General features: G+C 55.8%; 21 protein-coding genes and 1 pseudogene. 9 read left to right on the top strand and 13 right to left on the bottom strand.

Annotated features, from left to right (window positions below; genetic code table 11):
* Nucleotides 1-1,017: a TRAP transporter substrate-binding protein gene (locus tag RBB47_RS23980; protein ID WP_305988438.1), complete on the bottom strand. Its 1,017-nt coding sequence runs from the start codon at nucleotides 1,015-1,017 to the stop codon at nucleotides 1-3.
* Between the two features lie 77 nt (nucleotides 1,018-1,094).
* Between RBB47_RS23980 and RBB47_RS23975 the strand changes: the two genes are divergently transcribed.
* Together RBB47_RS23975 and RBB47_RS23970 are read left to right on the top strand one after the other, a co-directional pair.
* Nucleotides 1,095-1,583, top strand: coding sequence for a MarR family winged helix-turn-helix transcriptional regulator (locus RBB47_RS23975; protein WP_305988437.1), 489 nt, complete (start codon nucleotides 1,095-1,097; stop codon nucleotides 1,581-1,583).
* A 34-nt stretch (nucleotides 1,584-1,617) separates the two neighbouring features.
* Complete coding sequence (locus RBB47_RS23970; RefSeq protein WP_305988436.1) at nucleotides 1,618-4,824, top strand: 2Fe-2S iron-sulfur cluster-binding protein; 3,207 nt, start codon at nucleotides 1,618-1,620, stop codon at nucleotides 4,822-4,824.
* Between the two features lie 164 nt (nucleotides 4,825-4,988).
* On the opposite strand, the gene RBB47_RS23965 is transcribed toward RBB47_RS23970, so the two are convergent.
* From RBB47_RS23965 to RBB47_RS31045, 7 genes and pseudogenes are all read right to left on the bottom strand, one after another.
* Nucleotides 4,989-5,669: a hypothetical protein gene (locus RBB47_RS23965; RefSeq protein WP_305988435.1), complete on the bottom strand. Its 681-nt coding sequence runs from the start codon at nucleotides 5,667-5,669 to the stop codon at nucleotides 4,989-4,991.
* A 291-nt stretch (nucleotides 5,670-5,960) separates the two neighbouring features.
* Nucleotides 5,961-7,790 (bottom strand): hypothetical protein, encoded by a 1,830-nt coding sequence (locus RBB47_RS23960; RefSeq protein WP_305988434.1) that lies wholly within the window; start codon nucleotides 7,788-7,790, stop codon nucleotides 5,961-5,963.
* Nucleotides 7,787-8,278: an ABC-three component system middle component 2 gene (locus tag RBB47_RS23955; RefSeq protein WP_305988433.1), complete on the bottom strand. Its 492-nt coding sequence runs from the start codon at nucleotides 8,276-8,278 to the stop codon at nucleotides 7,787-7,789. The genes RBB47_RS23960 and RBB47_RS23955 overlap by 4 nt, the downstream gene beginning before the upstream one ends.
* Nucleotides 8,271-9,368, bottom strand: coding sequence for an ABC-three component system protein (locus RBB47_RS23950; protein ID WP_305988432.1), 1,098 nt, complete (start codon nucleotides 9,366-9,368; stop codon nucleotides 8,271-8,273). Before RBB47_RS23950 ends, RBB47_RS23955 begins: the two co-directional genes overlap by 8 nt.
* 1,023 nt (nucleotides 9,369-10,391) lie before the next feature.
* The gene (locus RBB47_RS23945; protein ID WP_305988431.1) at nucleotides 10,392-11,402 is read right to left on the bottom strand and encodes a hypothetical protein; all 1,011 of its coding nucleotides are present in this window, start codon (nucleotides 11,400-11,402) and stop codon (nucleotides 10,392-10,394) included.
* Nucleotides 11,403-11,596: 194 nt separating this feature from the next.
* The gene (locus tag RBB47_RS23940; RefSeq protein WP_305988430.1) at nucleotides 11,597-13,501 is read right to left on the bottom strand and encodes a caspase family protein; all 1,905 of its coding nucleotides are present in this window, start codon (nucleotides 13,499-13,501) and stop codon (nucleotides 11,597-11,599) included.
* Nucleotides 13,502-13,839: 338 nt separating this feature from the next.
* Nucleotides 13,840-13,971, bottom strand: a pseudogene (locus RBB47_RS31045) (FAD-linked oxidase C-terminal domain-containing protein); the annotation flags it as partial.
* Nucleotides 13,972-14,119: 148 nt separating this feature from the next.
* Here RBB47_RS31045 and RBB47_RS23935 point away from each other — a divergent pair.
* From RBB47_RS23935 to RBB47_RS23925, 3 genes are all read left to right on the top strand, one after another.
* Nucleotides 14,120-14,497 (top strand): hypothetical protein, encoded by a 378-nt coding sequence (locus tag RBB47_RS23935; RefSeq protein WP_305988429.1) that lies wholly within the window; start codon nucleotides 14,120-14,122, stop codon nucleotides 14,495-14,497.
* 335 nt (nucleotides 14,498-14,832) lie between these two features.
* On the top strand, nucleotides 14,833-15,489 hold the full coding sequence (locus tag RBB47_RS23930) for a hypothetical protein (protein WP_305988428.1): 657 nt from the start codon (nucleotides 14,833-14,835) through the stop codon (nucleotides 15,487-15,489).
* Between the two features lie 14 nt (nucleotides 15,490-15,503).
* A complete protein-coding gene (locus tag RBB47_RS23925) occupies nucleotides 15,504-15,941 on the top strand; it encodes a DUF805 domain-containing protein (RefSeq protein ID WP_305988427.1) in 438 nt (145 codons plus the stop codon).
* Nucleotides 15,942-16,051: 110 nt separating this feature from the next.
* Here the strand turns inward: RBB47_RS23925 and RBB47_RS23920 are convergent, their stop codons facing one another.
* The 4 genes from RBB47_RS23920 to RBB47_RS23905 all read right to left on the bottom strand — a co-directional run bounded on the left by RBB47_RS23920 (nucleotide 16,052) and on the right by RBB47_RS23905 (nucleotide 20,233).
* On the bottom strand, nucleotides 16,052-17,884 hold the full coding sequence (locus RBB47_RS23920) for a hypothetical protein (RefSeq protein WP_305988426.1): 1,833 nt from the start codon (nucleotides 17,882-17,884) through the stop codon (nucleotides 16,052-16,054).
* A 672-nt stretch (nucleotides 17,885-18,556) separates the two neighbouring features.
* Nucleotides 18,557-19,204 carry a TetR/AcrR family transcriptional regulator gene (locus RBB47_RS23915; protein WP_305988425.1) on the bottom strand — a complete coding sequence of 216 codons (648 nt, stop codon included), beginning with the start codon at nucleotides 19,202-19,204 and terminating at the stop codon, nucleotides 18,557-18,559.
* 197 nt (nucleotides 19,205-19,401) lie between these two features.
* Entirely contained in the window at nucleotides 19,402-19,818 is a 417-nt protein-coding gene (locus tag RBB47_RS23910; protein WP_305988424.1) for a DUF6855 family protein, read from the bottom strand.
* Entirely contained in the window at nucleotides 19,811-20,233 is a 423-nt protein-coding gene (locus RBB47_RS23905; protein WP_305988423.1) for an SRPBCC domain-containing protein, read from the bottom strand. Before RBB47_RS23905 ends, RBB47_RS23910 begins: the two co-directional genes overlap by 8 nt.
* A 75-nt stretch (nucleotides 20,234-20,308) precedes the next feature.
* Here RBB47_RS23905 and RBB47_RS23900 point away from each other — a divergent pair, with 75 nt between their 5' ends.
* The 3 genes from RBB47_RS23900 to RBB47_RS23890 all read left to right on the top strand — a co-directional run bounded on the left by RBB47_RS23900 (nucleotide 20,309) and on the right by RBB47_RS23890 (nucleotide 22,812).
* Nucleotides 20,309-20,935, top strand: coding sequence for a YafY family protein (locus RBB47_RS23900; RefSeq protein WP_305988422.1), 627 nt, complete (start codon nucleotides 20,309-20,311; stop codon nucleotides 20,933-20,935).
* Between the two features lie 266 nt (nucleotides 20,936-21,201).
* Complete coding sequence (locus RBB47_RS23895; protein WP_305988421.1) at nucleotides 21,202-22,029, top strand: lytic murein transglycosylase; 828 nt, start codon at nucleotides 21,202-21,204, stop codon at nucleotides 22,027-22,029.
* A 315-nt stretch (nucleotides 22,030-22,344) separates the two neighbouring features.
* On the top strand, nucleotides 22,345-22,812 hold the full coding sequence (locus RBB47_RS23890) for a hypothetical protein (RefSeq protein WP_305988420.1): 468 nt from the start codon (nucleotides 22,345-22,347) through the stop codon (nucleotides 22,810-22,812).
* Nucleotides 22,813-22,933: 121 nt separating this feature from the next.
* Here the strand turns inward: RBB47_RS23890 and RBB47_RS23885 are convergent, their stop codons facing one another.
* Nucleotides 22,934-23,833, bottom strand: coding sequence for an HNH endonuclease (locus tag RBB47_RS23885; RefSeq protein ID WP_305988419.1), 900 nt, complete (start codon nucleotides 23,831-23,833; stop codon nucleotides 22,934-22,936).
* A gap of 166 nt (nucleotides 23,834-23,999) precedes the next feature.
* Here RBB47_RS23885 and RBB47_RS23880 point away from each other — a divergent pair, with 166 nt between their 5' ends.
* Nucleotides 24,000-24,356: an iron chaperone gene (locus RBB47_RS23880; RefSeq protein WP_305988418.1), complete on the top strand. Its 357-nt coding sequence runs from the start codon at nucleotides 24,000-24,002 to the stop codon at nucleotides 24,354-24,356.
* The last annotated feature ends 73 nt before the right edge of the window (nucleotides 24,357-24,429 follow it).

Here is a 24,429-nt window from a genome sequence, read left to right as displayed (position 1 = left end):
TTACTGGCCGCCGAGCGCTTTGACGATCGCGTGCGCGTCGCTCCCGGACTGCTTGCCCTTCTCGTCGATGACCTTTGTCAGCGAGGGGGCCATCTTTTCCCGGAATTCGGCTTCGGCTTCCGGCGTGATCTCGATCAGCTCAAGACCGCTTTCGGAGGCCAGTTTCAGCCCGGCCTGACCGGCCTCATAAAACGCCTTTGCACCGCGCAGGCTGAGCCCGCGTCCGGTCAACTCGTCAAGCTTGGCCTTGTTCTCGTCAGAAAGGCCGTCCCAGCTCGACTTGTTCATCAGGAGATAGAAGCTGTCGACCGCGGACGGAATGTTCGTGGTGACGTATTTGCCGGTTTCGTTGAGCTTGTAGGAGCGGATGCCGGACGGGCCGATCATGACCGCGTCGATGACGCCGGTGTTCATGGCGTTGTAGACATCGGGCACGGGCATCGAGACCGGAATGCCGCCCCAGCCTTCCACCAGCGCTGCCATCACCGGATTGGGGGTCCTGATCTTCATGCCCTCCATGTCCGCCACGGTGTGGACGGGCTTTTCGCGTGTGATCAGGACGGACGGGTTGTTCGCCCAAAGCCCGAGAAGTTTCGCCTTGGCGAATTCGTCTTCAATCAGGCCGATATTGTCCCAGAGCGCGTTGGTGGCATCGGTGCCGTTGGCGAAGAGGCCGGGAATGTGCACCAGCCCGGTCTTGGTGAATTGCGCCGGTGTATATTCCGGGATGCCGAAGACGATGTCGGCAACGCCCGTGACCACGCGCTTGTATTGCTGGACGGGCCCCTTGCCGAGTTCGCCGGAGGGGTAGATCCGCATGGTGACTTCGCCGTTGCTGGCCTCTGCCATTTCTTCTGCCAGCGGCGTCATGACACCCCGGTCCATCGGGTGCATGGACGGCATGAAATGGGCGATCTTGAGTTCGTCGGCAGAAGCCGATTGCGCAGCGAACAGGACGAAGGCAGAAGCCATCGCGGCCGTCAGTTTCGTCCGCAGACCTTCAGCATTCCCTTTCATTGTTTCTCCCTCCCGAAACTTGCACTTCAGTTAATTAACGTGAATAATTATCATTGTTAATTGTATATGAGGATATGGTGGAAACCAAGTCAACCGCTTTGTCGGCGACCAACAGAATGGCAGAGGGCTACCGGCTGCACAACCGGATCGGCTTCAAGGTCACGCGCCTTGCAAGGATCATGGAAGCGCGGCTGGAAAAGCGGCTGTCCGAACACGGTATCACCCGGCTGATGTGGTGCGTCCTCAGCGGTGTCGGCCTGGAGAGCGTCACCACGCCGTCGACGCTTGCCGACTATATCGGCATCGCCCGCCCGGCCGTATCCCGCCTTTTGAAAACCATGGAGGAGCGCGGCCTGATCGAGCGCACCTGCATCGGCGACGACAAGCGCTACACCGAGCTGGCGCTGACCACGCTCGGTCAGGAGAAGCTGAAGGCCTGCCATGTCTTGGTGCGCGAACTGAACGATCATTTTGCCGGCAAACTGGATCGCAGGCTCTACGAAACCTTCATGGAGACGATCGACGAGCTGACCCGGGACGAGCATGTCCAGCTGATGCGTCTTTGATCACACAGGCAGCTTTTGAGGGAGGGATGAAAGAGTGAAGTTGTTTTCCGACAAGTCGCGGCCCGTGCACCTTGGGCCCTTCCCCTTGGAGCGGCTTGCCAGGATGGCGGACCAGCCGGATTTCGGGCCTGTTCCGGGCTTTTCGCAGATGCAGTTCAAGCATGACGATCCGGAAAACATCATCAATGCCATGAGCGAAGCCCAGGCGATGCTGGATGCAATTCGCGACGGCATCGTCAACAAGCGTGCGGATGTCCCTTCCGACCCGCAGGAGCGGGCCAACCATCTGAAGGGTTTCGGTTATTTTTCCGACGCCTCGATGATCGGCACCTGCGCCTTCACGCCAGAGATGAAGCTGGAAACACCGGTCCGCAACCCGGATATCGACCGGCTGGCGGAAAAGCTGCGCACCACCCAGACCAAGACGCTGGCGTCCGGCATCGACATGATCATGGCGGACCTGCGCGATGCCATGAACGCGCCGCCGAAAGGTATCGACACCCACAAGCACGCGCTCGTCTTTATCATCCAGTCGCCGCGCGAATTGCACTCCGGAGAACCGGGCGAGGCCTGGTTGAAGGGGGCGGGTGCCCATCGCTCGGCGCTCCGGGCAACGGAAATCGCGGTGGTGCTTGCGCAATATATCCGCCTGCTTGGATATGAAGCTGCAGCCCACAGCCCGTCGACGTCGGACGCCGATCTCAACCGGCTTGCCGTTGCCGCCGGTCTTGCAACGGTCGAGGGCGGTGTCCTCAGCAATCCCTATCTCGGCACCGGGTTCTCAATGGCCGCGATCACGACCGATTTCGAGATCGCCCATGACAGGCCCTTGCTGCCAATGGCAGAGCAGCCGACATCGAAAACCCACGGGCTTGCCTGGAAGGTCGGCTACAGGACCGCGAAAAGCGCGCGCACGCTCGACCCGTTTGCCAAGCGCCGTTTTGTCGACGGGCCGCATCCGTTTGAAAAGCTGAAGCGGGTCGACAAACCGACCACCTATTTCGATGAAGAGCGCATTGCCCGGGTGCCCAAGCGCACCGACATGTTCGCCCGCTCCCAGTTCGGCGACATGGGCAAGAAGAACCAGCAAGCGGCCACCAACGGCCATTATGCGCGCAAGTCCGCCCCTTCCATGGCCCAGAGGCGCGCGCTCGGCGCCTTCGTGCTCTTGCAGGACGGGGATGCGGCGCCCGAAAAGGCCGCCTCGACATCCGATCCGCAAAAGAATGCCGAGAACCTGAAGGCAATGTCCTATTTCCTCGGCATCGATGCCGCCGGGGTTTCCAGGTGCCCCGACTGGGCCTGGTATTCACATGATGCCACCGGCGCGCCGCTTGATCCGCCGCATGACCAGGCAGTCTCCATGGTGATCGACCAGGGCTACGAGACCATGGAAGGCGCCTCCGGCGATGACTGGATTGCCGTTTCGCAGTCGATGCGCGCCTATTTGCGCTTTTCCATTCTCGGCAGCATCGTTGCCAAACAAATCCGCAATCTCGGCCACAAGGCCAAGGCGCATACGGTGCTGGACGGTGAGGTGCTGCAGCCGCCGCTGCTGCTGCTCTCCGGTCTTGGCGAGGTCAGCCGGATCGGCGAGGTGATCCTGAACCCGTTTCTCGGCCCGCGTCTGAAATCCGGCGCCGTCACGACGACGATGCCGGTCGCCCATGACAAGCCGATCTCCTTCGGCCTGCAGGCGTTCTGCGAGGCCTGCAACAAATGCGCACGCGAATGCCCGGCCGGGGCGATCACCGCCGGGCCGAAGCTGATGTTCAACGGCTACGAGATCTGGAAATCCGACAGCCAGAAATGCACCACTTACCGCATCACCAACGAGAACGGCGCCATGTGCGGGCGCTGCATGAAGACCTGCCCGTGGAACCTGGAGGGCATCTTCGCCGAAGCGCCGTTCCGCTGGGCGGCGATGAACATGCCGGGCACCGCGCCGGTGCTGGCAAAGCTCGACGACATGGTCGGCAATGGCGAGCGCAACCCGGTCAAGAAATGGTGGTGGGATATCGAGCTTGCCGAGGACGGCGCCTATCGGGCTGCCAGGAACCCGGTCAACGCGCGCGGCCTTCAAAAGGATCTTGATCTGAAATACGAGGACCAGACGCTGGCCGTCTATCCTGCCAACCTTGCCCCGCATCCCTGGCCGTTTCCCTTTCCGATGGACCGGGAAAAGGGGATCGAGGCCTATCAGGCGCTGATCACGGCGCGGGAATACAAGGCGCGGCTGGAGCGGGGCGAGACGGAGGGCCTTGCCCATGAATACCGGATTGCCGGCGATGCCCCGGTGATCCGGGTGGAGATCGTCAGGGCCGAGCACATGACAGACGGCGTCACCAAATACGAGTTCGGCGCGCTCAACGGCGAGCCGCTGCCGGAATGGCAGGCGGGCGCGCATCTTGATATTGTCGTCGCGCCGGAATTCCTGCGCCAGTATTCGCTCTCCGGCGATCCCGCCGACCGCAGCAAGTACCAGATCGCGGTCTTGCGAGAAGACGCGGGCAGGGGCGGTTCCAAGCTGCTCCACCGGATCTTTACCGAAGGCCGCAAGATCTTCATCTCCAAGCCGATCAACCACTTCCCGCTGCACGCGGCCACCAAAACCTTCTTGATGGGCGGCGGCATCGGCGTCACCCCGATGATCGCGATGGCGCATGAGCTTCACGCACAGGGCGCCGACTTCGAGCTGCATTATTCCGCCAGCCGAAAAGCCGATGCCGGGTTCCTGGAGGATCTGGCCGACTTTCCCTGGCACAACAAGGTGCAGCTTTATTTCAGCGACCAGGGCACGCGCGCCGATCTTGATCAGGTGCTTGGCGGCTACCAGCCGGGCAGCCACGTTTATGCCTGCGGCCCGGACCGCTACATGACCTCGGTGATGGAGGCGGCTGAGCGCGCCGGCTTCACCGACGACGAACGCCATGTTGAATATTTCAACGTGCCAGAGGTGCCCGACTACGTGAACCACCCCTTCACCTTGAAGCTCGCCCGCTCCGGCCGCGAGCTGGAAGTCCCGGCGGACAAGACCGCGACGGATGTTCTCAACGAAAACGGCATCCCCATCGACATCAAATGCTCCGACGGCATCTGCGGCGTCTGCAAATGCGGGCTGGTGTCAGGCGAGGTGGAGCACCGGGATTTCGTGCTGTCGAAAAAGCAACGGGAAGGGGCGGTTATTTTGTGCCAGTCCCGCGCGGCGGAAGCCGGGGGTGTGGTTGAGGTGGATTTGTAGAGGGGGGTGGAGTTTAGGTGTCTGCTTTGCGCCGCCAGTTAGGTCGTTCGACTGCTACCTCACTGTTCCTAAAAAGCAGCCGCCCGTTGTGGTCAAATTGAATGGGATAGATTTGGGACGGGGCTGCCCTTAGCATGCGAGTCAGTGTAGATCAAAATCGTTCGCTATCGGTTAAAAGTATCTAAGAATTCCAGAGTATTATCATACTTTCTGACTACTTCTGGCGGCGCATTTTTTTTCATTTTTAAAAGTGCTGTTCGAAAAGGGTTGCTGCCATTCACCTTTCCGTTATTAAACGCGAACGCATACAGGTAGTCCGCATCTGCCTTTCTCAAGATTTCTCGATTTGAGATTTTTTTGTAAAATGGCCGCTGTTCCAGCGGGAGGTCACACTTCAATTTTGTCTCAACACTAGGAGCTAAGCAGAAACCTATCCAGTCTAGGGCTTCCCCAAAGTGGTGAGCCTCTATCAGTGCAGAACCTACAAAAATATTCTTCCTCGCTTGGGAGTAAAGTTTGCCGTGGCTGATACAACCGCGGGCAGGAATACGCTTAATGAGAAGTAGCTCAAAAAAGATTCGTGCGGCATTCTCCAAGTATGCGAATTCTTGAAGGCTGTCAGACCGAGAGTAAATAATGAAGGTGTCTGAGAACCAAGAACTAATTAGTCCAACCTTTTTTTTCCCGAGTTCGCATGCCTCACTCATGCGCCCGATCGCCTCAGAGTAAACCGGAAGCACGTCTTCCATGGACTCCGAATGAACGAGGTTTGTAAACCCTAGCAGATCGATATAGGCGAACCAACGATTGTGGTATCGAAGGGGACTATAAGTGAGACTGGTCATGGTTTCCCCTTTTTATGTGAGATGACAATAAGATGAGATTGCACCTACGAGGTCAATGCGAATTGCTCATCAAAAAAACCGGTTGTCCGAGGCGGTAGGAACACCTGCTTCCGAGCCATCATCCGCTTCAAGGCAATCCTGCGAACGCCTGAAAAGAGCTCCAAGCCGACATTCATTGTGGGCGGAGTGTGCGCCCGCTTTGCGTCCTCATTTCGGTCGTTCTGCAATAAACCTGAACGCACCAAAAGCTGCGATTTCTGTTGCTGTTTTTGTGCAGATGATGTGCGCCATTTAGAGCAGACCATATCGACCGGTATTGGGATTGCTCGTAAACACAGTCAGAGCCACTTGCTCCTCGATACGTTCGGGTGGATGCTGGTTTTCGATGATGATGACTTGGCTATCCTTACCGTGGTGCTCAATGAGATAGTCGTAAAAACGCTCTTTCAGGTCTGTGCCTCTCAGAGCGACCTCTTCGTCTTCTTCAGGTTTGAAATAGGCAAGCAATGGAGAATCGAGAACAACGAAACCAGGATGTGATAAGCCGTACGACTGGCAGTATTCGAGCAAGGCTATGTTCACTGCGGCATGAGTGATCGCGCGAAGACCCTTGCCGCGACTGGATCTTGGTTTTCCGTCGATAACGAAATCGGACGAGTCCTTTTCGTAGTACACATGGCACTCGCCAGGGAAATGCCATGCCTTCAATATTTCGGAAACCTTTGATGAGAACTCGTGCGCAACAGACTCTGGTATGCCAGTCGTTACTTCCGAACTTTTAGATCCAAGATCTTCTTCTTCCAGCAAGCCGGCTTTTCTAACGACGAGCTTGTCGTATCTCGTAAACAGATCAGCGGCCTTTTGGGCACTTGAACGCTCCTCTACGAGCGCCGAGAATGAAACCCGCGCTTCGGTTACCACAGGACCAACAGATTCCTGGATTTCGACATTTAAGGAATCGTAAATGGTTTCGGTATCCTTCAAAGCTTCCGAAAGCTCTTCGGACTCTGCCTTCAAATCCGAAACAGTCGAGTTGAGTTCCACCTGAAAGCGCAGAATTTTTTCAATCTCGGCCGTTGCCGCCATGACGACGGCCTCGACATCACCGTCGCATGTCTCGTCAAGATGCTGCGCGTCAGGAGCTGCACCGCACATCGGGCAAACCACCTTTTCGACGTGGGCAAACATTGAGCCGCTCTCTTGAATAGCCGACAGTCTCTTTAGATCGATATCATAGTGGTCGGCGAGCAAATTGAAGCGGGCGAGAAGTTCGCCGATTTCATCGAGCCTATCCGAAGTTTCCTGCTTTTTCTCGAATAACTGCCGACGTTTGCCAATTAGATCGTCGAAAACTTTCTGTGAAGCAGAAAGCTCTTCGCGCCGGGTTTCAATTGCCCTCTCCAACCTTTCGAGTTGTTCTTCCAGCTCTTCTCTATCTTCGCCAAGGTCTTCGATCTCTGTTTGTAGGTCAGAGAGAAGCTCTTCGATAAGCGCGATTTGGCGAGCATTGTCGAGAGATTGATCGGCATCCGGTAAAACAGAAGAATCATCGATACCAGTCAGAAGCAGCTTGACCGTGGCGATCTCGGAGGTCTTGGTCGTGTACTGGCCACTCCAGAATGGTGAGCCAGTCTGCTGGATTTCGCCTTCTTGGACGATGACGAGTCGCGCAAGATTTCTGAAACTCAGGCTCTGGGTTGTGCCTTTGGCCTTGCTCTTGAGTATACGCTTTCCGAGGAGCCCGATCTTGTCGAGGAGATATCCTGATAGGTTATCTGTTTTCTCGTGCGCATGGTTCTGTTTGAGTGTTGAGGGCTCGGCGTCATCAATTTTGCTTGTATCAAACAGCTGAAAATTGCCGCCAGAGATGGAGCGTCGCAGTTTGAAGTCTTCGGCTCCGATTGCCGCCAAGCTAAGTCTGAGTTGATCATACTTTGCCCGTTCCGGAATTTCCTTCAGAGCAGAACCGCCCAACATGAAGTCGATTGAGTCGGCTAGGAACGATTTTCCGGTGTCGGAAGCACCACAAATCACATTGACGCCTGGCTTAAAATCCAGATCCGCTTCGGCCTTTGGACCACGGAAGCTTATGTTTCGAAGTTGGAGATAGTTATCGGTCATGCGCTATCTCCAATCCTCGGGATAGACTGGAACTGACTATCCCAGCGCGCGAAGAACTTATGTGTGAATCGGCGCACCTCATCCGTCGACGCGTCCGCGAAGCGGTGCACGGCCCATACGGCGCGCTCTTTTAGGTTCACGGAATATTCGTCGCTCAAGGAGGAGATGAAAGGAGCGGCGGCCTCACTGGCGATATAGGTGAAGCCTTCTTCAGAAGGCAATCTTTGCACGAGGCCACGGCTCATCATCAAAACCAGACCCTTTTCAATCAGGCCACGGCGAACAAGCAACTCCCCGGCTCGCAGGGGCGACGGTGCGTGGAGGCTTTCCGGCCCTCCGGCGTCACCTGAATGCACGACCAGATAGTCCATCTCAATCAAACGCTGGAGATCAAACGTCGCGGGAAAGGCAGCATGCAGGATTGCCAGCGACCGAACGCCAGTCTCTAGTGGGCTATTGAATGGTGTGGGTGTGAGATCGCTATCCATCTTTCGGTACCCACGTCAATAGATCATCGTTGGCTAACTGATGACAGATCCCTTGGCAGTCCTGCTTCTTGGTCACAGACGAGAGTGGATTTGCCGTAAGTGAGAGCGCTGCTGCCTGCGCCAGCGTTGCGCGCATTCTTTCAAACCCGTCCGCATGATGCCCCTCGCAGATATCGATGACACCATGGCAAACCTCATCTTGTAACGCTGCGTAAGTTCCTTCCGGCACGGTGTCACGCGCGAAATTGCGTAGCGACTCGGCATGGTAGAAGCGCTCCCGTTGTCGAAGGAAGTCGCGCTTTATCGGAGTGTGGGCATCAAGTGCAAACGGGTCACTGATTGTCGTTCCCAACTGATCACCGTAGGCGTTGAGGAGCTGTCTAATGTAGCGGCTTTCGATTTCCGCAGGGGTCGCTGGCGGTTTGTCCGAGGCAGGACGTAGGGGCAATCCTCCACCGAACCGGATGGCGTGATAGCCAGTCGTGCTATGACCTTCGATCAACTCGATATGAGACTTTGATGAAAAAATGCTAAAGTCAAAAGCGTCGAAGTAAGTTTCGAGAGCACTGGTAAGGGGTATTCCTTGGGTCGAAGAAATACCCTTTTTGCAGTGCTTATCCCAGTTTTCACACGCCTTGTTTTTGAGCGTATCGGGTTTGTTGAGAAGTTGTTCGAGGGAGGTGCCGATACCCTGCGAGGCCACGAAAAAGTGCTTCCTTGGCGGGAGATACTCCCCTTTGAACGAGTAGTAGACGATCTTCCCAATCTCGACCCATATATCGCTAGGACGCAGGGGGTGATCATAGCGCTTGCACTGGTAGTTATCCCAAATGTCTTGAAAACCATCCGCTGACGTAAACCCTGCAATATCGACACCAAGATCTCTCGATCCACCAAAACGTCTGACTTTGGCATATGCACCCGACATGCTCGTGGACCATTCTTCGATGAAATCTTCCCAATCGTCGGGACTGAAGGTGCGGATGCGCATGACCTTCGGGATCGGCACACCGCTGCCCACATGTTCCGGCGACGCCGAGCATGTCGAAGGTTTGGGCTTAATCTCCTTGAGGTCGGTATCCTTGATCAAGCGCTTCGTTCTTTAGAAATTTCGATCAATCATTGTTTTTCGGCGGCGAGTAGTTTGAGCATCAGAATTATGACAGACATTCTATTCGAATACCGCAACCCTTGGTGGTAGGCAAGAGTTCCTTGTCGTTCAGTATTGACGCGCATAAGAAAAGTCTTTGCATTTCTAGCGGTTTCTTCCACAAGCGCAGCCTTTAGACCGCCTTAACCTGTTGGCGCGTTTACTAACGCGCAACTGAAGCTGAGACGCGATCGGTACGTTCGAACGTCTGCAACGCGCCTAATACCCTCGATACGCGATAGTCCACTTTCGGCCCTACCGTGGACTTAGTGACAGCAACAAGGACGATCCAGTTTTTTTGCTGTATCAAACGTCGTAAGGTGCAAAATTCATCGTAAGAGCGATCCGAATATTCAACTTGGCAACTTCGCAGAATTCCTTTAGCGGCATACACTCGCTATCTTCCTGCTAAATAAGTACTAATTTGCTCCGCTAAGCCGGTCCAGGAAGCTGGAAAGCGTCGACAAGGGCGGGGACGGCTCGATTGTACGATCAACCGGTCCAACAGAAACGAGCCGCTTGGTGTTGTCAGCGTCTGTCCGATGAGAGCGGGCGAATTCGGAACCGATTTGACGGTCTAGGACGAGAATTACCGCGCAATCGTCTCACTGCCGCGCGTGGCTCGCGTCACATCGCACTCATTGTCACCACGTAGAGCGTGCTCAGGAGTGCCGACAGGCCGCAGCAGAACTGCGTCTTGGGACCGCCAAGAAACAGGGCAGCGGAAATCAAAGCACCGTATAGAGCAAAACATCCCGCCGAGAACTTGCTTGCACCGCCGTGTGGGGATGTTTCCCGGAGGCAGCGAGATATTGTTGCTGACGACCGTTCAAACCGGTGACACCTGCGGCCAGAACCTCTCCCAGGCGAACCGCACTCACGGACCCTTGTTGCGGCAGCCATCGCTGGCTCTAGACCGGTTGAAGCCCTTGAGACCGGTCTCGCGACTTCAGCCGGTGTTTATCAGCACTTTCGCATGACGTTCATTATGACGTCGCGTTGCGCGTTGCTCCTGGCGGCAATCAGTGCGGGGTTGACCCGGTCCTGCTTCTTTTTTGCCGTGATGGCCCGCTCCGCCTGGCCTTTGGCGGTGTCTATCATAAAGCCGCTCGTTGTCCCGACAATCTGTTCCATCTGGTCAGGGTCGATCGTTTTCTTGGCCTGTTCATAGGCCTTCTTGTATTGTTCAAGGCGCTTTCCGGCATAGTGGCTCACGCCCTCGCCGACGAGACCTGCCAATACATCAAGCCCGATCTTGGTAAGTGTTTCAGAGGCCGGCGTTTTTTCAACCGATCCTGCACCAACGGTAAAGGCGGCCCCCTGGATCATTCCAAGGCCGACCATGATGCCCTTACCAAGGCCTTCTACCTTGCCCACGCTGGCCGCAGCGCCCCAGCCAAATCCAACCAGCTGACCGAGGGATTCAATCGCGGCCGCTTCAAACTTGCCGGTATCCTGATACTTGGCAACGCCCTTGCCACCCGCACCGATCGCCGCGGCGCCGGCGCCCACCAGGGACGCCCCGCAGCAATTGGCGTAGATCATCACGATCGTAAATCCGGTGTCCCGGGCAAATTTCGCCATCTCAACATTTCGGGTTGTCCGGTCGATGGCTATCTTCTGGTATTTCTGTATTGTCGCAATATAATTCTGGTGTATGCCGCGCATCTGTCTTGTTGATGTCATGTAGTAAACAAGATCATCGAACGCCCGGCGTCCACTCGACCTGCGGGTTACATGAAAGAAGTTCAAGGAATCCTTGAATTCGTTCTTGGCTGTCTCCTTGATTTTTTGAAGATCGCAATCGATGACAGGCATCGTGCCGCTCATGTGGCCAAGCTTCTCATGCCGCAAATCCGAGTTGGCAGGCATCGCGCTCATGAATTCATAGGCCATTATCACGCGCTCGACCGTTACCGGATTATACTGCCAACGCTCACCGTAGGAATCTCTGTATGTTTGAAATGCGCTCATTGTCTTAAGCCTCCCTTGAAAAGTTTTTTTGTGCGTCCGGTTTCAAATTCCCTTGTGCAATATGCCGACCGAAACAGGTCGTGTTGGTCATCCGGTATCAGGCCGTTTGTTGGGGTTTGCCTTATGCGACGGGCCAAAAGGCCAGACCTTGCGAGTGCGGCGGCACCCCACCCCCCAAATGGCTGGCGCGTGCTTCACCGATCCGCGTATTTAAAAAGCGCCTGAAGCGATTGGTTCCCGATTTTGCCGTCAATTTTGCCGTGATAGGTTCCGGCCTCCTTCAGCCGGCGTTGAACCGCCTTGTTGAAAGAACGCGGGTAGTCGTCGGAATTGATCAGAAACCAGTGCTCTGCCTCGAGCCTGCCGCCGGACTTGAGCGCCTTCATGAGCCAGTCGACGGCGATTTCCTTCTGATCGCTCTGGAACGTACCGGCGAGGTATTGACGTGCCAGTTCCCGCATCGCAAGCACATCGTCTGCCGCTGCGGCCTGTTCCAGCAGCTCCCGGGCCCGCTCGGTGTTCTTGTCGCCACCGCGCCCTTCAAGATACATCGATGCAAGGTTGGTCGCCGCCAGACCATCGTCGTCCGACGTCAGGGCGTTCTGGTACCAGAAACGCGCTTTGACATCGTCCTGCGCAACGCCTTCGCCCCTGTCATAGGCTCCGGCGACATAAAACGCCGCCTCCGGATTTCCGGCCTCAGCCGCCCTTTGAAACCACTGGAATGACCTGACTTCATCGTAGTCGACGAGATTGCCTTCGGCATAAAGGTGCGCGAGATGGGTCATGGCTTCGGCGTTGCCGCGGCGGGCGGACTTTTTGAACAGCCGCAGCGTTTCTTCCGGCTGCCATTCGACGCCCTTGCCAAGGTCATAGGCAATGGCCAGTTCAATCATGGCATTCGTGTTGTTGAGTTCCGCCGATTGCCTGAATTGGCGTGCAGCCTCCGGTTCGTTGCCGTCGCGATCGAGAACCTTGCCGTAGAGCAGCCGGAGCAAGGCAGAGTTCGGGAAAAGCGCAACTGCGTCATAACAGGCCTGCACCGCGCCATCGGGCACACCGCGCCCAAGGTCAATGTCCTCAACCGCCAGGCAGGTTTTCACCGGCAACGACGTCGACTGAAGGGCCTTGGCATCCTGGTTGTCGGAGATGGAGGGATGCTTGTTGCCAAGGGCTTTGTTCAGCAGCTCCAAAGCGCTCTTTGCAAACTGGCCATTTGGATAACGCTTCAGGTAGAGGCGGACCTCATCCGGATTGTCTCCGTATCTGACGGCTTCCCATAGGGCCGCTTCGCTCGACGCCAGTTCCACCGGGCCCTGTTCTGCGGGCTTGAAAGTGAAATCCAGGACCAGAGACGAGTTTTCCCAGGGAATTTGAGCGCCATCGGTGGTCTCGATCACATCCGTCCTGACCCGCCGCAGCATGCGGGCAACGTCCAGATTGGGTGTGGAGATATGGTTCAGAAGCGCTTTGGTGAAAGGGCTGTTTCCGTCCGTTCCATCAAGCGCGACATTTCCCGGTTCCGTTGCGTAGGCGATCAACGTTCCAGGACCGGTATCCACCCGGGCGAGGCCTTGCCCGACCTCGACCGATCTTGTGCCCATCGAGCGGGCGAGACCTGCCGAAAAGGGGTTGTCCCGGCATGCGTCGAGCAGAATGATCTTGGTGGCTGCCGAGCCTTCCATCTGTTTCAAAAGCGCCTTGACGGGGATCAGTTCGACATTGATATCGCTCTCTTCCTGGAGATTGGCATCAGAAGGGACCAGATAATTTTCGCCAGCCACCTGGATGCCGTGTCCGGCGTAGAAAAACAGAGCAACATCGGCCCCTTCAAGGGACCTGGAAAACCTCTTGATTGCTTCCAGAAACGCGGAACGCTGCAGGTTTTCTTCCAGATGAACTTCAAAATCGAGATTTCTCAGGGTTTCGCCCAGTACGCGGGCGTCATTGACCGGATTTTCGAGCGTGCCGGCCCAGGTATAGGCCCCGTTCCCCACAATGAGTGCAACACGCTTTTCGGCATGTGCCGACGCTGTGAAAACCAGAAATGTGAAAACAAGACAAAAGGATCGCAATGCGTTGCCGCTTGTAAAAAACACCTGACCACTCCTTCGGAAAGGCTTCCTTGAAAATGTCTACAAACAAGTGCGCTGGCGAAAATAAATTCTCGAGGCCTGTTGTCACAGGAAACGGGATGCCAGCATCCCGATTTAAGCTGCTTTACTTTAGGGAAGCAAGTGCGCTTCTCAACTCGGAAACACTCCGATGAAATCAGGAGAAGCAAGGCCTTTGCGTCCGGCAATTCATCAGTACTGAGCCAAACCTCATCAGAGTGCGGTATCTGGCAGGACCGCGATCTGATTGATGGACCTTGCTGAAGCGCAAAGCAGGCGCTTCTTCTATTGTGTCCGCAACCGGGCTTTCGTCGCGAGCAAGCTCAAGGCGCCAACACGGCCCCGGGGTTCATGATCCCCTTTGGGTCAAGAGCGTGCTTGATTGCTGTCAATGCGGAAAGCTTGGCCGGGTCGGCATAGGTCTTCAGCGCTTCCACCTTGATACGCCCGATGCCGTGCTTCCTAGTCGGTCAAGCCAAAGCCAACCACATGAACGGTGAAATTGATACCGCTTTGCTCAAGCAGAGAAGCCATGGTGCACGGATCGGATCCGCAAGTTTCCAGTCCGTCACTGACCAGGATCACTGAAGCCGGATCTTTTACATGACGCAGTTCTTTGGCCGCGAGCAGCAAGGATCCCGCGATGGGTGTATTGCCTTTCGGATTGATGCTGCGGACGCGCAAGGAAAAATTGGAGGCTTCAAGCGGCGCAGCGGGTTGAATGACTTCAATGTCCGCACAATCACCCTTGCGGCGATGGCCATATGTGATCAGTCCCAGATCGACGGTCGGGTCCCATTAACCCAGGACATTGTCAATAACGTCACGGTCACTACTGATTTTCGGTACACCATCAATCTGGCCCCACATGCTTCCCGAGGCATCGAGCACCATCATAACCTTGCCGCGTTCTTTTGGGTCCTGATCCTTTGCGGGCTCAGTCAATATAATGCCGCTGGCAGCAACAAGGACGCCCCCTAGGCAGGAGGCAATATACTTATTCATGATTTCTGACTTCGATAAATTTACGTAATGAAACAGTTGAAACAGAATGTTCGGTAGCACGCTCTGAGACTTATGAATAGCGACCTTTCCGGTCACATTTTCATTATCTGTACGGTAGAGGATGTGCTCTTTTTACGGAAATTTCCTCCAATCCTCGTGTCCCCCTATGGATTTCCATAACTATCCGCTTGAGCATCCGTGTGGTTTGTTTCCGCCATCCGGTCTCTGACCGGACACGGATTTGCAGATTTCTTTTTTCACACCGCTGCTCTTGTGCGGCTTTCCAAATTTCAAAAGCCAGGACAATTCCATTGTTCAAAAACATCACGTTTCCCTTCCTCTTTGTGCTTGCGATCGGGCTGGCGGGCTGTAACGGGCAAGACTCTGAAGGAAGTAGCCAGCCGCAGAGCGTCGACGGTCTGACAATCGTTCCGGTGTTCGGTCCCGACCGGACCGACGTGACCGCTGACGTTGAGTGGACTTTCAGCCGGGTCGGCAAGGTGGAGAGCGTCGACGAGGGCGCGGACGGTTCGATTTTCTGGATCAACTGGGCCGAGAGATACGAGCCGCTTGGCGTTGATGGCGTCTATCCGGTCGCCGACGGCGAGATTGGCGTTGAGCTGAAATTCAAGGGACATGATCACCGCGAGCTCGTCGAACTGCCGCCTGCAGAGAACGGCAATCAGCGTCTCGAACTGGAAATCACCGGCCAGGGCCGCCTGGTGCTTGAAGCCGAGGGGCTGGCAGACGACGCGCTCATGGAACTCGGGTTTCATGGCAAGGGGGGCGGCGCGGGTGGCAGTGAAATCGGCAGGACCGGCTGGCGAAACCAGCGCGGCGCCAACTATGTGGCGCCGGGGATCTACGACATCACGCTGAAGAACGAAGACACCGGCGAAAGCCACACACAGTCGGTGACCATCGGCGAAGGCCAGTCGAGCACGCTGACATTCACCTTCACCCAGTAGGCGGCCAGAACCTCATGAATCTTCTGTTCGGAACCGAGGGAACGATCGGGCGCGGCAAGTTCTGGATCGGGTTCTTGATCCTGTTCGTCGTCGGCATACTGGCGTCCTTGCTGGTAACCGGCCTTGTGCTCGCTCTCGGTACAGTCGGCCAATGGATCAGTTTCGGGATCCTCCTCATTCTGTTGTACCCGGCCGTTGTCCTCTCCATGAAACGTCTGCGAGACCGTGGACGTGACAATCTCAACATCTGGCTGTTTGCCTATTTCGCACCGGGCGTTCTGGTGAATTTCGCGCAGACCACAGGCATCGGCTTTGTCCGAGAAGATCTTGGCGGGCTGACCGTTTCAAGCCCGACCGCACTCGGGGGCAGTCTCACGTTCCTCGCATTTCTCGCCTTTATCGTGGCGATCGTCGATCTGGGTTTTTTGAAGGGCGCTGAGCGACCCGCCTGAGGCGCGCAACGGAACAAACGCCTCCTGGCAACAGCGGGCGTTGCCGATGCCGCGCGCATTCTTTTTGCAGGCGCGATCCCTTGAGATCGGGATAAGTCGCTGGGCATATTTTACTTGTGCCAGGTGCGCGGCCAGTCCCAGTGGTTGGCTTTCCAGAAGCTCTGCAAATCAGCCCAGTTGTTGATTACGAACATCTGAGCGGAGGGGCGGCCGGTCTTGTTCTTGACCGGAAGGAAGACGATCAGCCGTTCGTCGATCCATTCGCCGTTTTTCTCGAACGGTTTCCAATGCCCCTGGCCGCGGGCATCCTGCATCGCCGCATGACCGGCGCTGCCGGTCCTCCCGCCGTGGTTTGCCGATGTCGTGGGCCGGTTTGTGAATTCATTTGAGTAGTCCCAGACCCGCCGGTTTATGTCGTATTCAAGAACCGCCGAGTCCTCGGGATTGCGGATTTTTTTATCCGTGTCCATCGAAGCATAGTGCCCCGGTCCCTTGGCACGCGGATCAATCCGGGCTGCAATGTCGACGTCAGCAGCGACGGGACCCTGGGTCTTGTTGACGACCATGTATTTTTGCTTGCCGTTATGGGCACCGAGATCGACAAGGTAGTGCCCCTCCATCATGACGTTGCCGGCTCCGGCATTGTCATAGTCGATGCCGGGTATCTTGCGGCCGTCGGTCGGCAATTCGTACATCGGCAATCTGCGCGTCCGGCCCTGTCCGCCCGGCTGAACATAGTTGTCGATCTCCTTGCTGATACCGATCAGATTGCCTGTGTCGTACGTCCCGGCGGGCTTGAGATCGTGCGACCAGTCACCTTTCTCAAGGCAAACAAACCCGTGAAAGCCGTCACTTGATTTCGCCTTGAGCCAGGTATGCTTGGAGCCGTGCCAGACCTGGGAACGGGCGATCTGCGTGCGCGCTTCTGATCCTTCGCGAACGACGATGACCTGAAAGCTGTCACGTGCGGCATCCGAGTGCGCCTTGATCTCGGCATGGGTCATCTGAACGTTGTGAGGATCCTTGAGGTGATGCTCGCCGCCATATCCCATGCGGGTTGCCTTGTTATGCGCCGCCTTGCTGTGAGCTTCAGCGTGCTTTTCCTTGGCCTTGGTACGCCACTCTTCAGGGCCAATCTCCCTGAAAGCGGCGCAGAGTTTGCGAACAAGCACTCCAAGCGCGTGAATGCCAAGGGCCATCACCAGGTCCTGCAACAGCCTGACAAGAATATCCTTGATCAGCTTGGCACCGTATTTCAGATCGCGTTCCTCGCGCCTCGGCTCGAGCATGATCTTGTTCAGCTGGCGGAAGTGGGATTCGTATTCGGCAATGTCGGCAGCAAGGTTGCCAACGCCCAGAATTGCCTGGACAGCGTAGACAAAGGCGGCTCCGCCGAGATATTCCGCGCCGACAAAAACCAGAAAAATACCCGCCATCGGCAGCAGGACCACCGGATTGGCGAACGCACCGAGATGTTTTTCCAGATCGTCCCGAAGTGCCGGATCCGTACAGGCGATATCAATCATCTCCGCCAGGCGGTCATAGGGTGACATGATGCTGACGTCGCGCACGCGCCACCAATAGGTCCGCAAAGCATAAAGGCTGGGATTTGACGGCTGCGTGCTCCAGTAGGCGTTTCCTTCAAGCGCCGGAGCAGAGCCCCAGAGATCGAAGTAATCGAGTATGAGAACGGGATCGTTGCGCCTGCCGAGCAAGGGAACCGTCTTGCCGCGGTTCGGGCTTGTGTCCACCGCCCCGGTGACGACAGGTTCCTTCAGGAAGTCGCGAAGCTCCTGCCAGTTTTCTCGCGCCACCCACATCCTGTTGTCCCAATCGACAAGCACGGACGCCATTGAACCTTGGGGCGATGCGGGGGGAAATCGATGCAGTGTTGCCGGCACCTTTTCCCATCTAAGCCGGACGCGGATCAAATATCTCGCCATCTGTTGCACCTCTCCTTTTTCACTTCGCGAACGCGGTGCAAAAAGGGCCTGCCAAACCGGCAGGTCGAGTTTCACTATTTTTGTTCTGTCAAATCATGCTTCCCGAGCGCTGCGTCCGCAGCGCACAGCCAATTCCAAAAACGAACCTGTCACGGTGTTTGCTCAGCAGGTGGAAACCCTGAAAAGCCTTGTCGACAGCAGTCGCTCGCTTTGCCAAAGAGCTGCTTGACCCTGAAAAGAAAGAAGTTTCGGTACACACATCTGGGCTCAGCGCCGTTGTCGACACGCCGAACGCGAGCATAAATCGGTCACGCCAGCGATTGTTGCCACCGGATCCTGACGACCCTTGAAAGAGTGCAGCTGCAGCCGAGGAAAACATTGCAAGGCTTACAGCTGCCGTGAACTGAAATCCTTTCATGAGGCGAGCCCCATTCTATACTTGAAAAAACTTCAATCCTTTTCAGGTTTGAAGCACGTTTTTTGGCTAACAGATGTATAAAATTAGCGCCTGTTGGTTATGTCAATATCGACAACAGGAGATTTTCAAAATGAAAATCTAATTTAATTTGACTTAGTCTCGATTTTATCCTGATCAACTTAAAAAATCATATGTTTCAGATAATTGACCCACATATGATCTAGCTTGCACCTGCGTCATTTTCAAAATGAAAACTAGAGTTTCGACTGCTTCGACCAGATCCTGACCGGTTGCGAGGGGGCGGCGGGCGACTCGATATAAGACCTGATGAGCCGGTCGATGGCGCGGCGCGTTACCATGTTGTGCTCCTCGGAATATCCGAGCGAAGCAACCATCTTCCAGTGTCCATACATTGTGCTGACAAACAGAAATGACAGCTCAGACGCTGATTGCTGGCTGAGTTCGGGATATTGAACGACAAATTCGTGGCTAAGAACCTGTCCGAGAAGTCCATACTGATCAGCAAGCGCTGTCCGGATCGGGTCTGATCTGGCTGCCAAAGCCATCATTGCATCGTAAACCTGATCGTCACGCGGCTTTGGTTTGTCCGACAGCAAATCAAAATAGAAATCGAGAAAAACTGTAATTCTCTCCGGGCCGTCGAGTGCGCTTGCCGCTGCTATCAAAGGTTCACTGTAAAGTCGCGCGAGATATTCACATAATGCGAGCATCAAAGCTTCGTGGTCGGGAAAATAATGACGAACCAGTTGTCGGGACATTCCGGATTTGCTGGCGACAAGATCGAATGACAGCTCCCCAAGCCCATGGGTCATGAGCGCGTCAAACGCTCCCTGAATTGCTTGTGCGCGTCTGTCCGGCGCTTCCTCTTCAGATGGTGGCATGTGGCAATATCCAAATTAACGAAACGGTGAAATGGTCACACAAAACACATCTGTAAAATTGCCTTCCTGTTCTGGTTCTTTCAAGTATCCGTTTTTGTTGGCACCGAGGCTTTCAATGAGGCATGGCCCTAGGTTCCATTCCCTAGTCTCCTGGTACACGTTTCACTGTCGCTTCTGATGTGATCGTCAACGCCGCCTCAGATCGCGCGTATCCGGTTGTTCCGTGCGTTGTGCTCGAGTTCTGCCAGCCCCAACAGTTCCAGTGTCGGGCCGACATAATTTGCAAAACGCCCCCGGTAGCCCTTTCGCAGACCGTAGTAGCCGCCGACGGGATTGTCTGCCGAGCGGGCCCAATCCTCCAGGGTGCCGGGTTTGGTCGGTTTTCCTTCGTCCGCGTTGCCGAGCGGCATCCAGTCGCCGTAGCTTTTCAGCATCTCGTGGGCGTCTTCAAGAGCGCGGAGCTGATAGGAGAGCCGTGTCTTGCCCACTTGCACCACCAGCGCAGGCGGGTCGTTCGCTTCGTCCTTCCAGACCTGGAATTCGGATGTCAGCGGCGGCGTTTTCAAGATCCACGGGTCCTCCTGAGTGCCCGATCCGTATACGACATCAGTCATGCTGCTCTGCCTTTTCCTTTAGTGCGTTTGCAAACTTTTCGAAGCTGGGTGTCAGGTCCGGAATGGACGCCGCAATCAGTCCGGACAAGAAACCGCTAAAGACCTCTTTCATGTCAAATCTCGTCGTCTGGTCCCTAAGTGACAAGCTGAATGTCCTTGTTCCCGTGAACAATCCGAGCGGCATTCCCCCACGCCAGACCATCCCGTGAGGTGGCTCGAAGTCGGTGATGGTCAAGGCAAAAACCCTTTTGGGATCAAGCTCGGAGCGGATCCTGATGCGGCTGCCCGCGGCAAGCGTGCCGTCGATCTGTAACAGGCCGAAGGGATTGGGATCACGCGGCAGATCTTCGGTCAGGACGCGCCAGACCTCATCGACCGGGGCGGCGATGTCGATGGATGTTTTGAAGATTTTCATGTCACTCCTCTTGATTGACAAGAGGAGGCTTAAAGGAGGTAACATGACATCTTATGTCATGTTTGGAGATGTCCCATGCGCGCGGCCCGCTTGCTGCAAATCCTTTTGATCCTGCAAAACCGTGGGCGGCAAACGTCGATCCAGCTGGCGGATGAGCTTGAGGTTGCCCCGCGCACGATCCTGCGCGACGTTGATGCCATGACCGAGGCCGGCCTGCCGATTATCGTGCATCAGGGCAATGGCGGCGGCATAGAACTGGGGTTCAATTATCGCACACGCCTGACGGGCCTTGCACAAGACGAGGCGACGGCGCTCGGCCTGATCCTCACCGCCGACACACCTATGGTATCTGCGCTTGGCCTTGAACACGCGGCAAAGCGTGCCCAGGCAAAACTGATCGAAAGCCTGCCGGACAAGACACGTCTGGAGGTCAAGACCGCGACAGAGCAATTCAAACTGAACCGGAAGACCGTCGTGGAGGATGCGAGAATTCATGCCATGACGTTGGCAATCCGGGCCGGGACGCTCGTCCGGTTGCGCTTCGCTACGCCGGACGAGCTCCCGATACATCCGGTCGCGCTAACGCTCGACGATACGGACTGGTCAGTCAGGGATGATGTCAGCCAGGCGCTGATACCGCTCGCGGACTGGGGACGGCTGAATGTTTCTTCCCTGAAGTTTCGACGGCAGCCGGCCATTTGATCTGTCTCCTGCCGGAGGGATCTTGTGCCGAAGAAAGAGAAATCTCCGCCGCGAGCACTGCAGAAGACGCACCTTCGCAAATCCTGACAGCAGCGAGCCGGCAACCGGACTTGCGCGGTGCATTTCCCCGACATTCTCTCTTTGCGGAATCAAGGTGTTTAACCTCTCTTACTCAGGAATCATGTATGGTATTGGTGACCATCTGGAAATGAAGCGTTTGTGTTTATCAGTTTGATCTTGGTTCATCCGGATTTATGGAGATTGAAATGACACCAAAACCGGCCACACTCGGCATTGTGGCGTTCGTTGGCGGGGTGCTGTTGGCAACACAGGCTTTCGCGACGTCTTGCATTACCAGCAAGGGGCAGTTTGACACCTATAAGCAGCAATTGGCGCGCGAAGCCGCATCGGCCGGTGTCGGTCAGCGCGGATTGAAGGCGCTTCAACAGGCCCGGCTTTCAGGCATTACCTGGCGCTTTGAATCAAACCCCTCGTCACAATCCAGCATGCGCTATCGCAGTCCCGAGCAGTTTTTGAAGAGCCGGTTTTCGAGCGTGAATGCCTTTGTCTCCGGCGGCAAACGAAAGCTGAAGCAAAACGCCCGATTGTTCCAGGCCCTTGAAAAGCGATACGGCGTGCCCGGGCCAATCCTTGTGGCCATCTGGGGCTATGAGACCAACTGGGGCGGCTTTAAAGGTGACACGCGCATCGTCAGCGGCGCCGTTACTCTGGCGTCCTATTGCCGCCGGTATCCGCGCTTTGAAGACGATGCCGTCGCAGCCCTGCAGCTCGTCGACAGGGGGCTCATTACCGGCAACAGCCGGGGTGGCCCGTCAGGTGAACTGGGGCACATGCAGTTTCTGGCCGGCAACTGGGTCCGCTTTGCCGTGGATGGCAGCGGCGATGGCCGGGCCGATCCCAACAATGCCGCCGACGCGCTTGCAACAGCTGCCAACATGCTGCGGCGAAATGGTTGGCGGGGCGGACGGTCCTTCGCTGAAGGGTCAGCCAATTTCCGGGTCTTGTCGAAGTGGAACGACAGCGGCAACTACCAGCGTGCGATCGCTTATGCTGCCGGGTTGATCGCCCAGTAGGCGCCGTCTTCAGCATCATCCGATCACAAAAAAGACCCGCGTTGACCGATGTCAGCGTGGGTTTTTTGCCGCGAGCCCTTGTCAGCCTTGACCAAAGTGGCCTTCGGGGCAGGTGAGTTCCTGGCGTGAATTGCACCAGCTTCACGATTTCCCTGTATCTGCGCCAGAAATTACGTGCGCGCAAAATCCCGGGCCGGTACGCTCACAGATGAGGCTGGCCTGGGGCCCGATCTTCAGAGCGATCTGCCACGCCTGCGAGGCCTGCTTTGATCGCAGGCGTCAGGACTTGTAGGAAACGACGGTCAGGTATGAACCATGGCAAAGGCACCCAGATCCAGGAGCGTGCTGACGACGATTGCCGTTTCGGCATTCGTGATCGTCACGGCTGCGCTGCTGCTGCCGGGATATCTGAAAAACGCGGCCACACCGGCGCCGGCAGCCTATGAGCACTACCTGACGGAGTTCATTGAAGATCGACAACGCGTCTTCGGGGTCGGTGTTTCATTCGGGCGCCTGCCTGCCGGAACGCAATTGGGCGAGATGGAAAGGTTCGAATGTGCCCGGTCCGCCGATGCGCGCCGCGAGTTTTCGTGGCGTGGTGCCAGAGAACTGCTATTCGATTGCGCCGTTGTTTTTAAAGACACGGAGAACCGTCGCTGGGCCTCCGTCATTCGCCTCGCCCATGACGGTGAAACACCACCAGAAGGCTACTCCTGGAACTCATCCGCGCACATCGACAAAGCCGATATCCTTATTGAACTCGGCATCGTTCCGCTGAAGTGAGGCCGGTTGGGATACCAGGCCGCTCCGCAGGTCGACACCAGCTATGGTGCCTGCGGCTTTTCAGTATGATGTAACCTGCCGTGCCCACTTCTTCATGCTCGGTTTTGAAATTTGAAAGACGCTAAGATTTGAAGCAGTTTTCTCGATGCCAAGTCACAAACTCAAGCCTGGGTCGGTTAGCGAGGCGTTCTGGTGCCAAGAGTTTGCCAGAAGCATTGATCATCGTCTTCACACTGTCTAGGTCGTTGCACTGCCGCGAGGCAAGTATGGTTAGATCATCTGAAAGCCCTATTAGCCCACGGTCAAACATCCAATGCACTGTTCCGGACAAAGCGAGTCCGTTGCTCACAATGTCCGGACCGTTGTGCTCAACCGGTCTTATGTGAGCAGCTTCAACCTCGGCGCGACCACCACCATTGATAAGGCGTAGTCCAGTTACTGCGCAGCGTTCTCCGTATGCACGAAGGACATTTTTGCGAAAGTTTCGGTCGCGCACTGCGCGGTTAGTCAACTGTTTGACTCTCTCTCGATTCAAAACGTGACGAAAAGGAGTATGGACCTCCTGTAAACCCTTCGTGGCAGCGGTTTCGTCTAGCCGAGGAAGAATGTCGTCTTCTTGCCCAAGGCCGCGTTCGATTATCCGTGAGAAATCTTCTGGAGATAGCGTTCTTACGGCCGCCTGTGCTCGCCCAGAAATGTTTCCGGCCTCATTCAACAGGCCCTTCTCAACGATAGTGCCAGCTTCGCGAAAAGTTACCGGGTCGCCAAAGTCCAGGTATGTTCCAGGTTCGATGATAGCTAAATACATGTCATCATTTCTAGGGTCTGAAATAATTTCCTGTATTTTTGCGATGGCAAAGTAGCCCTTGGTGTTTTTTATCTTTCTAGGCTCTAAATAAACAATCCAATCACCTTCACATTGCTCGGCCCGTGAAAGGTATTGTTTTGGAAATTGATATCTCTCTGAGGGGACGTCGTCATAGACAGAATCGGTTCTGTGAATAAAAACTCCAAATGCCATGTCGCGAAATATGCACTAAATCGTTTATGCCGCCAATCCTTGTTACGCTGAAAGTTTCACCTTCAGCGCTAGTGGAAGCGGTCGGATCTCCACCCGAAACTTTCGTGAACAAACTGCAACAGCCGCCGTGGTTGTTTCGGCACATCTTGAGAGCCATACTGCAAATATGCCCAAGTTTGAAAGCCATGAAGCCTATATCGCTGCGGCTCCGGAGCCGTTTCGGGAGCTGTTGGGGAATCAGCGCACGCAGCTGTCAGCGGCGCTGCCGGATGCGGACGAAGTCATCAAGTATGACATGCCCGGTTTTCAAATAGGCACCACAATCGTTGCCGGCTATGCCGCCTTCAGCAAACAGTGTGGTCTTTACGTGGATCCAGGTGCAATCGCCGCCCACACGGACGAACTCGCTGAGCTGAAGCTCAAGGCGACCAAAACCGGCGTCACCTTTCCGGTGAAAAAGCCGATCCCAGAAGCGCTTATCCGGAGGCTGGCCGTTGCCTCCCGCAGTCAAAAAGGGGTCTAGGTGTGAAATCTAAGAAGGTTGTTCACTCACATTGAAGATCTGAGACTGGTTGGTGACCAAACACAATCAGTTT

Source organism: Roseibium sp. MMSF_3544 (assembly GCF_030732845.1).
Classification (GTDB): Bacteria; Pseudomonadota; Alphaproteobacteria; order Rhizobiales; family Stappiaceae; genus Roseibium.
This window is presented reverse-complemented; position numbering and strand designations above follow the sequence as displayed.

Bases quoted from the DNA above. Each gene is read 5' to 3' on its own strand.
- RBB47_RS23925 (WP_305988427.1), top strand. From the start codon at position 15,504: ATGAATCTTCTGTTCGGAACCGAGGGAACGATCGGGCGCGGCAAGTTC.
- RBB47_RS23905 (WP_305988423.1), bottom strand. From the start codon at position 20,233: ATGAAAATCTTCAAAACATCCATCGACATCGCCGCCCCGGTCGATGAG.
- RBB47_RS23955 (WP_305988433.1), bottom strand. From the start codon at position 8,278: ATGGATAGCGATCTCACACCCACACCATTCAATAGCCCACTAGAGACT.
- RBB47_RS23885 (WP_305988419.1), bottom strand. From the start codon at position 23,833: ATGGCATTTGGAGTTTTTATTCACAGAACCGATTCTGTCTATGACGAC.
- RBB47_RS23890 (WP_305988420.1), top strand. From the start codon at position 22,345: ATGGCAAAGGCACCCAGATCCAGGAGCGTGCTGACGACGATTGCCGTT.
- RBB47_RS23880 (WP_305988418.1), top strand. From the start codon at position 24,000: ATGCCCAAGTTTGAAAGCCATGAAGCCTATATCGCTGCGGCTCCGGAG.
- RBB47_RS23900 (WP_305988422.1), top strand. From the start codon at position 20,309: ATGCGCGCGGCCCGCTTGCTGCAAATCCTTTTGATCCTGCAAAACCGT.
- RBB47_RS23980 (WP_305988438.1), bottom strand. From the start codon at position 1,017: ATGAAAGGGAATGCTGAAGGTCTGCGGACGAAACTGACGGCCGCGATG.
- RBB47_RS23945 (WP_305988431.1), bottom strand. From the start codon at position 11,402: ATGAGCGCATTTCAAACATACAGAGATTCCTACGGTGAGCGTTGGCAG.
- RBB47_RS23920 (WP_305988426.1), bottom strand. From the start codon at position 17,884: ATGGCGAGATATTTGATCCGCGTCCGGCTTAGATGGGAAAAGGTGCCG.
- RBB47_RS23895 (WP_305988421.1), top strand. From the start codon at position 21,202: ATGACACCAAAACCGGCCACACTCGGCATTGTGGCGTTCGTTGGCGGG.
- RBB47_RS23915 (WP_305988425.1), bottom strand. From the start codon at position 19,204: ATGCCACCATCTGAAGAGGAAGCGCCGGACAGACGCGCACAAGCAATT.
- RBB47_RS23960 (WP_305988434.1), bottom strand. From the start codon at position 7,790: ATGACCGATAACTATCTCCAACTTCGAAACATAAGCTTCCGTGGTCCA.
- RBB47_RS23910 (WP_305988424.1), bottom strand. From the start codon at position 19,818: ATGACTGATGTCGTATACGGATCGGGCACTCAGGAGGACCCGTGGATC.
- RBB47_RS23935 (WP_305988429.1), top strand. From the start codon at position 14,120: ATGACGCAGTTCTTTGGCCGCGAGCAGCAAGGATCCCGCGATGGGTGT.
- RBB47_RS23965 (WP_305988435.1), bottom strand. From the start codon at position 5,669: ATGACCAGTCTCACTTATAGTCCCCTTCGATACCACAATCGTTGGTTC.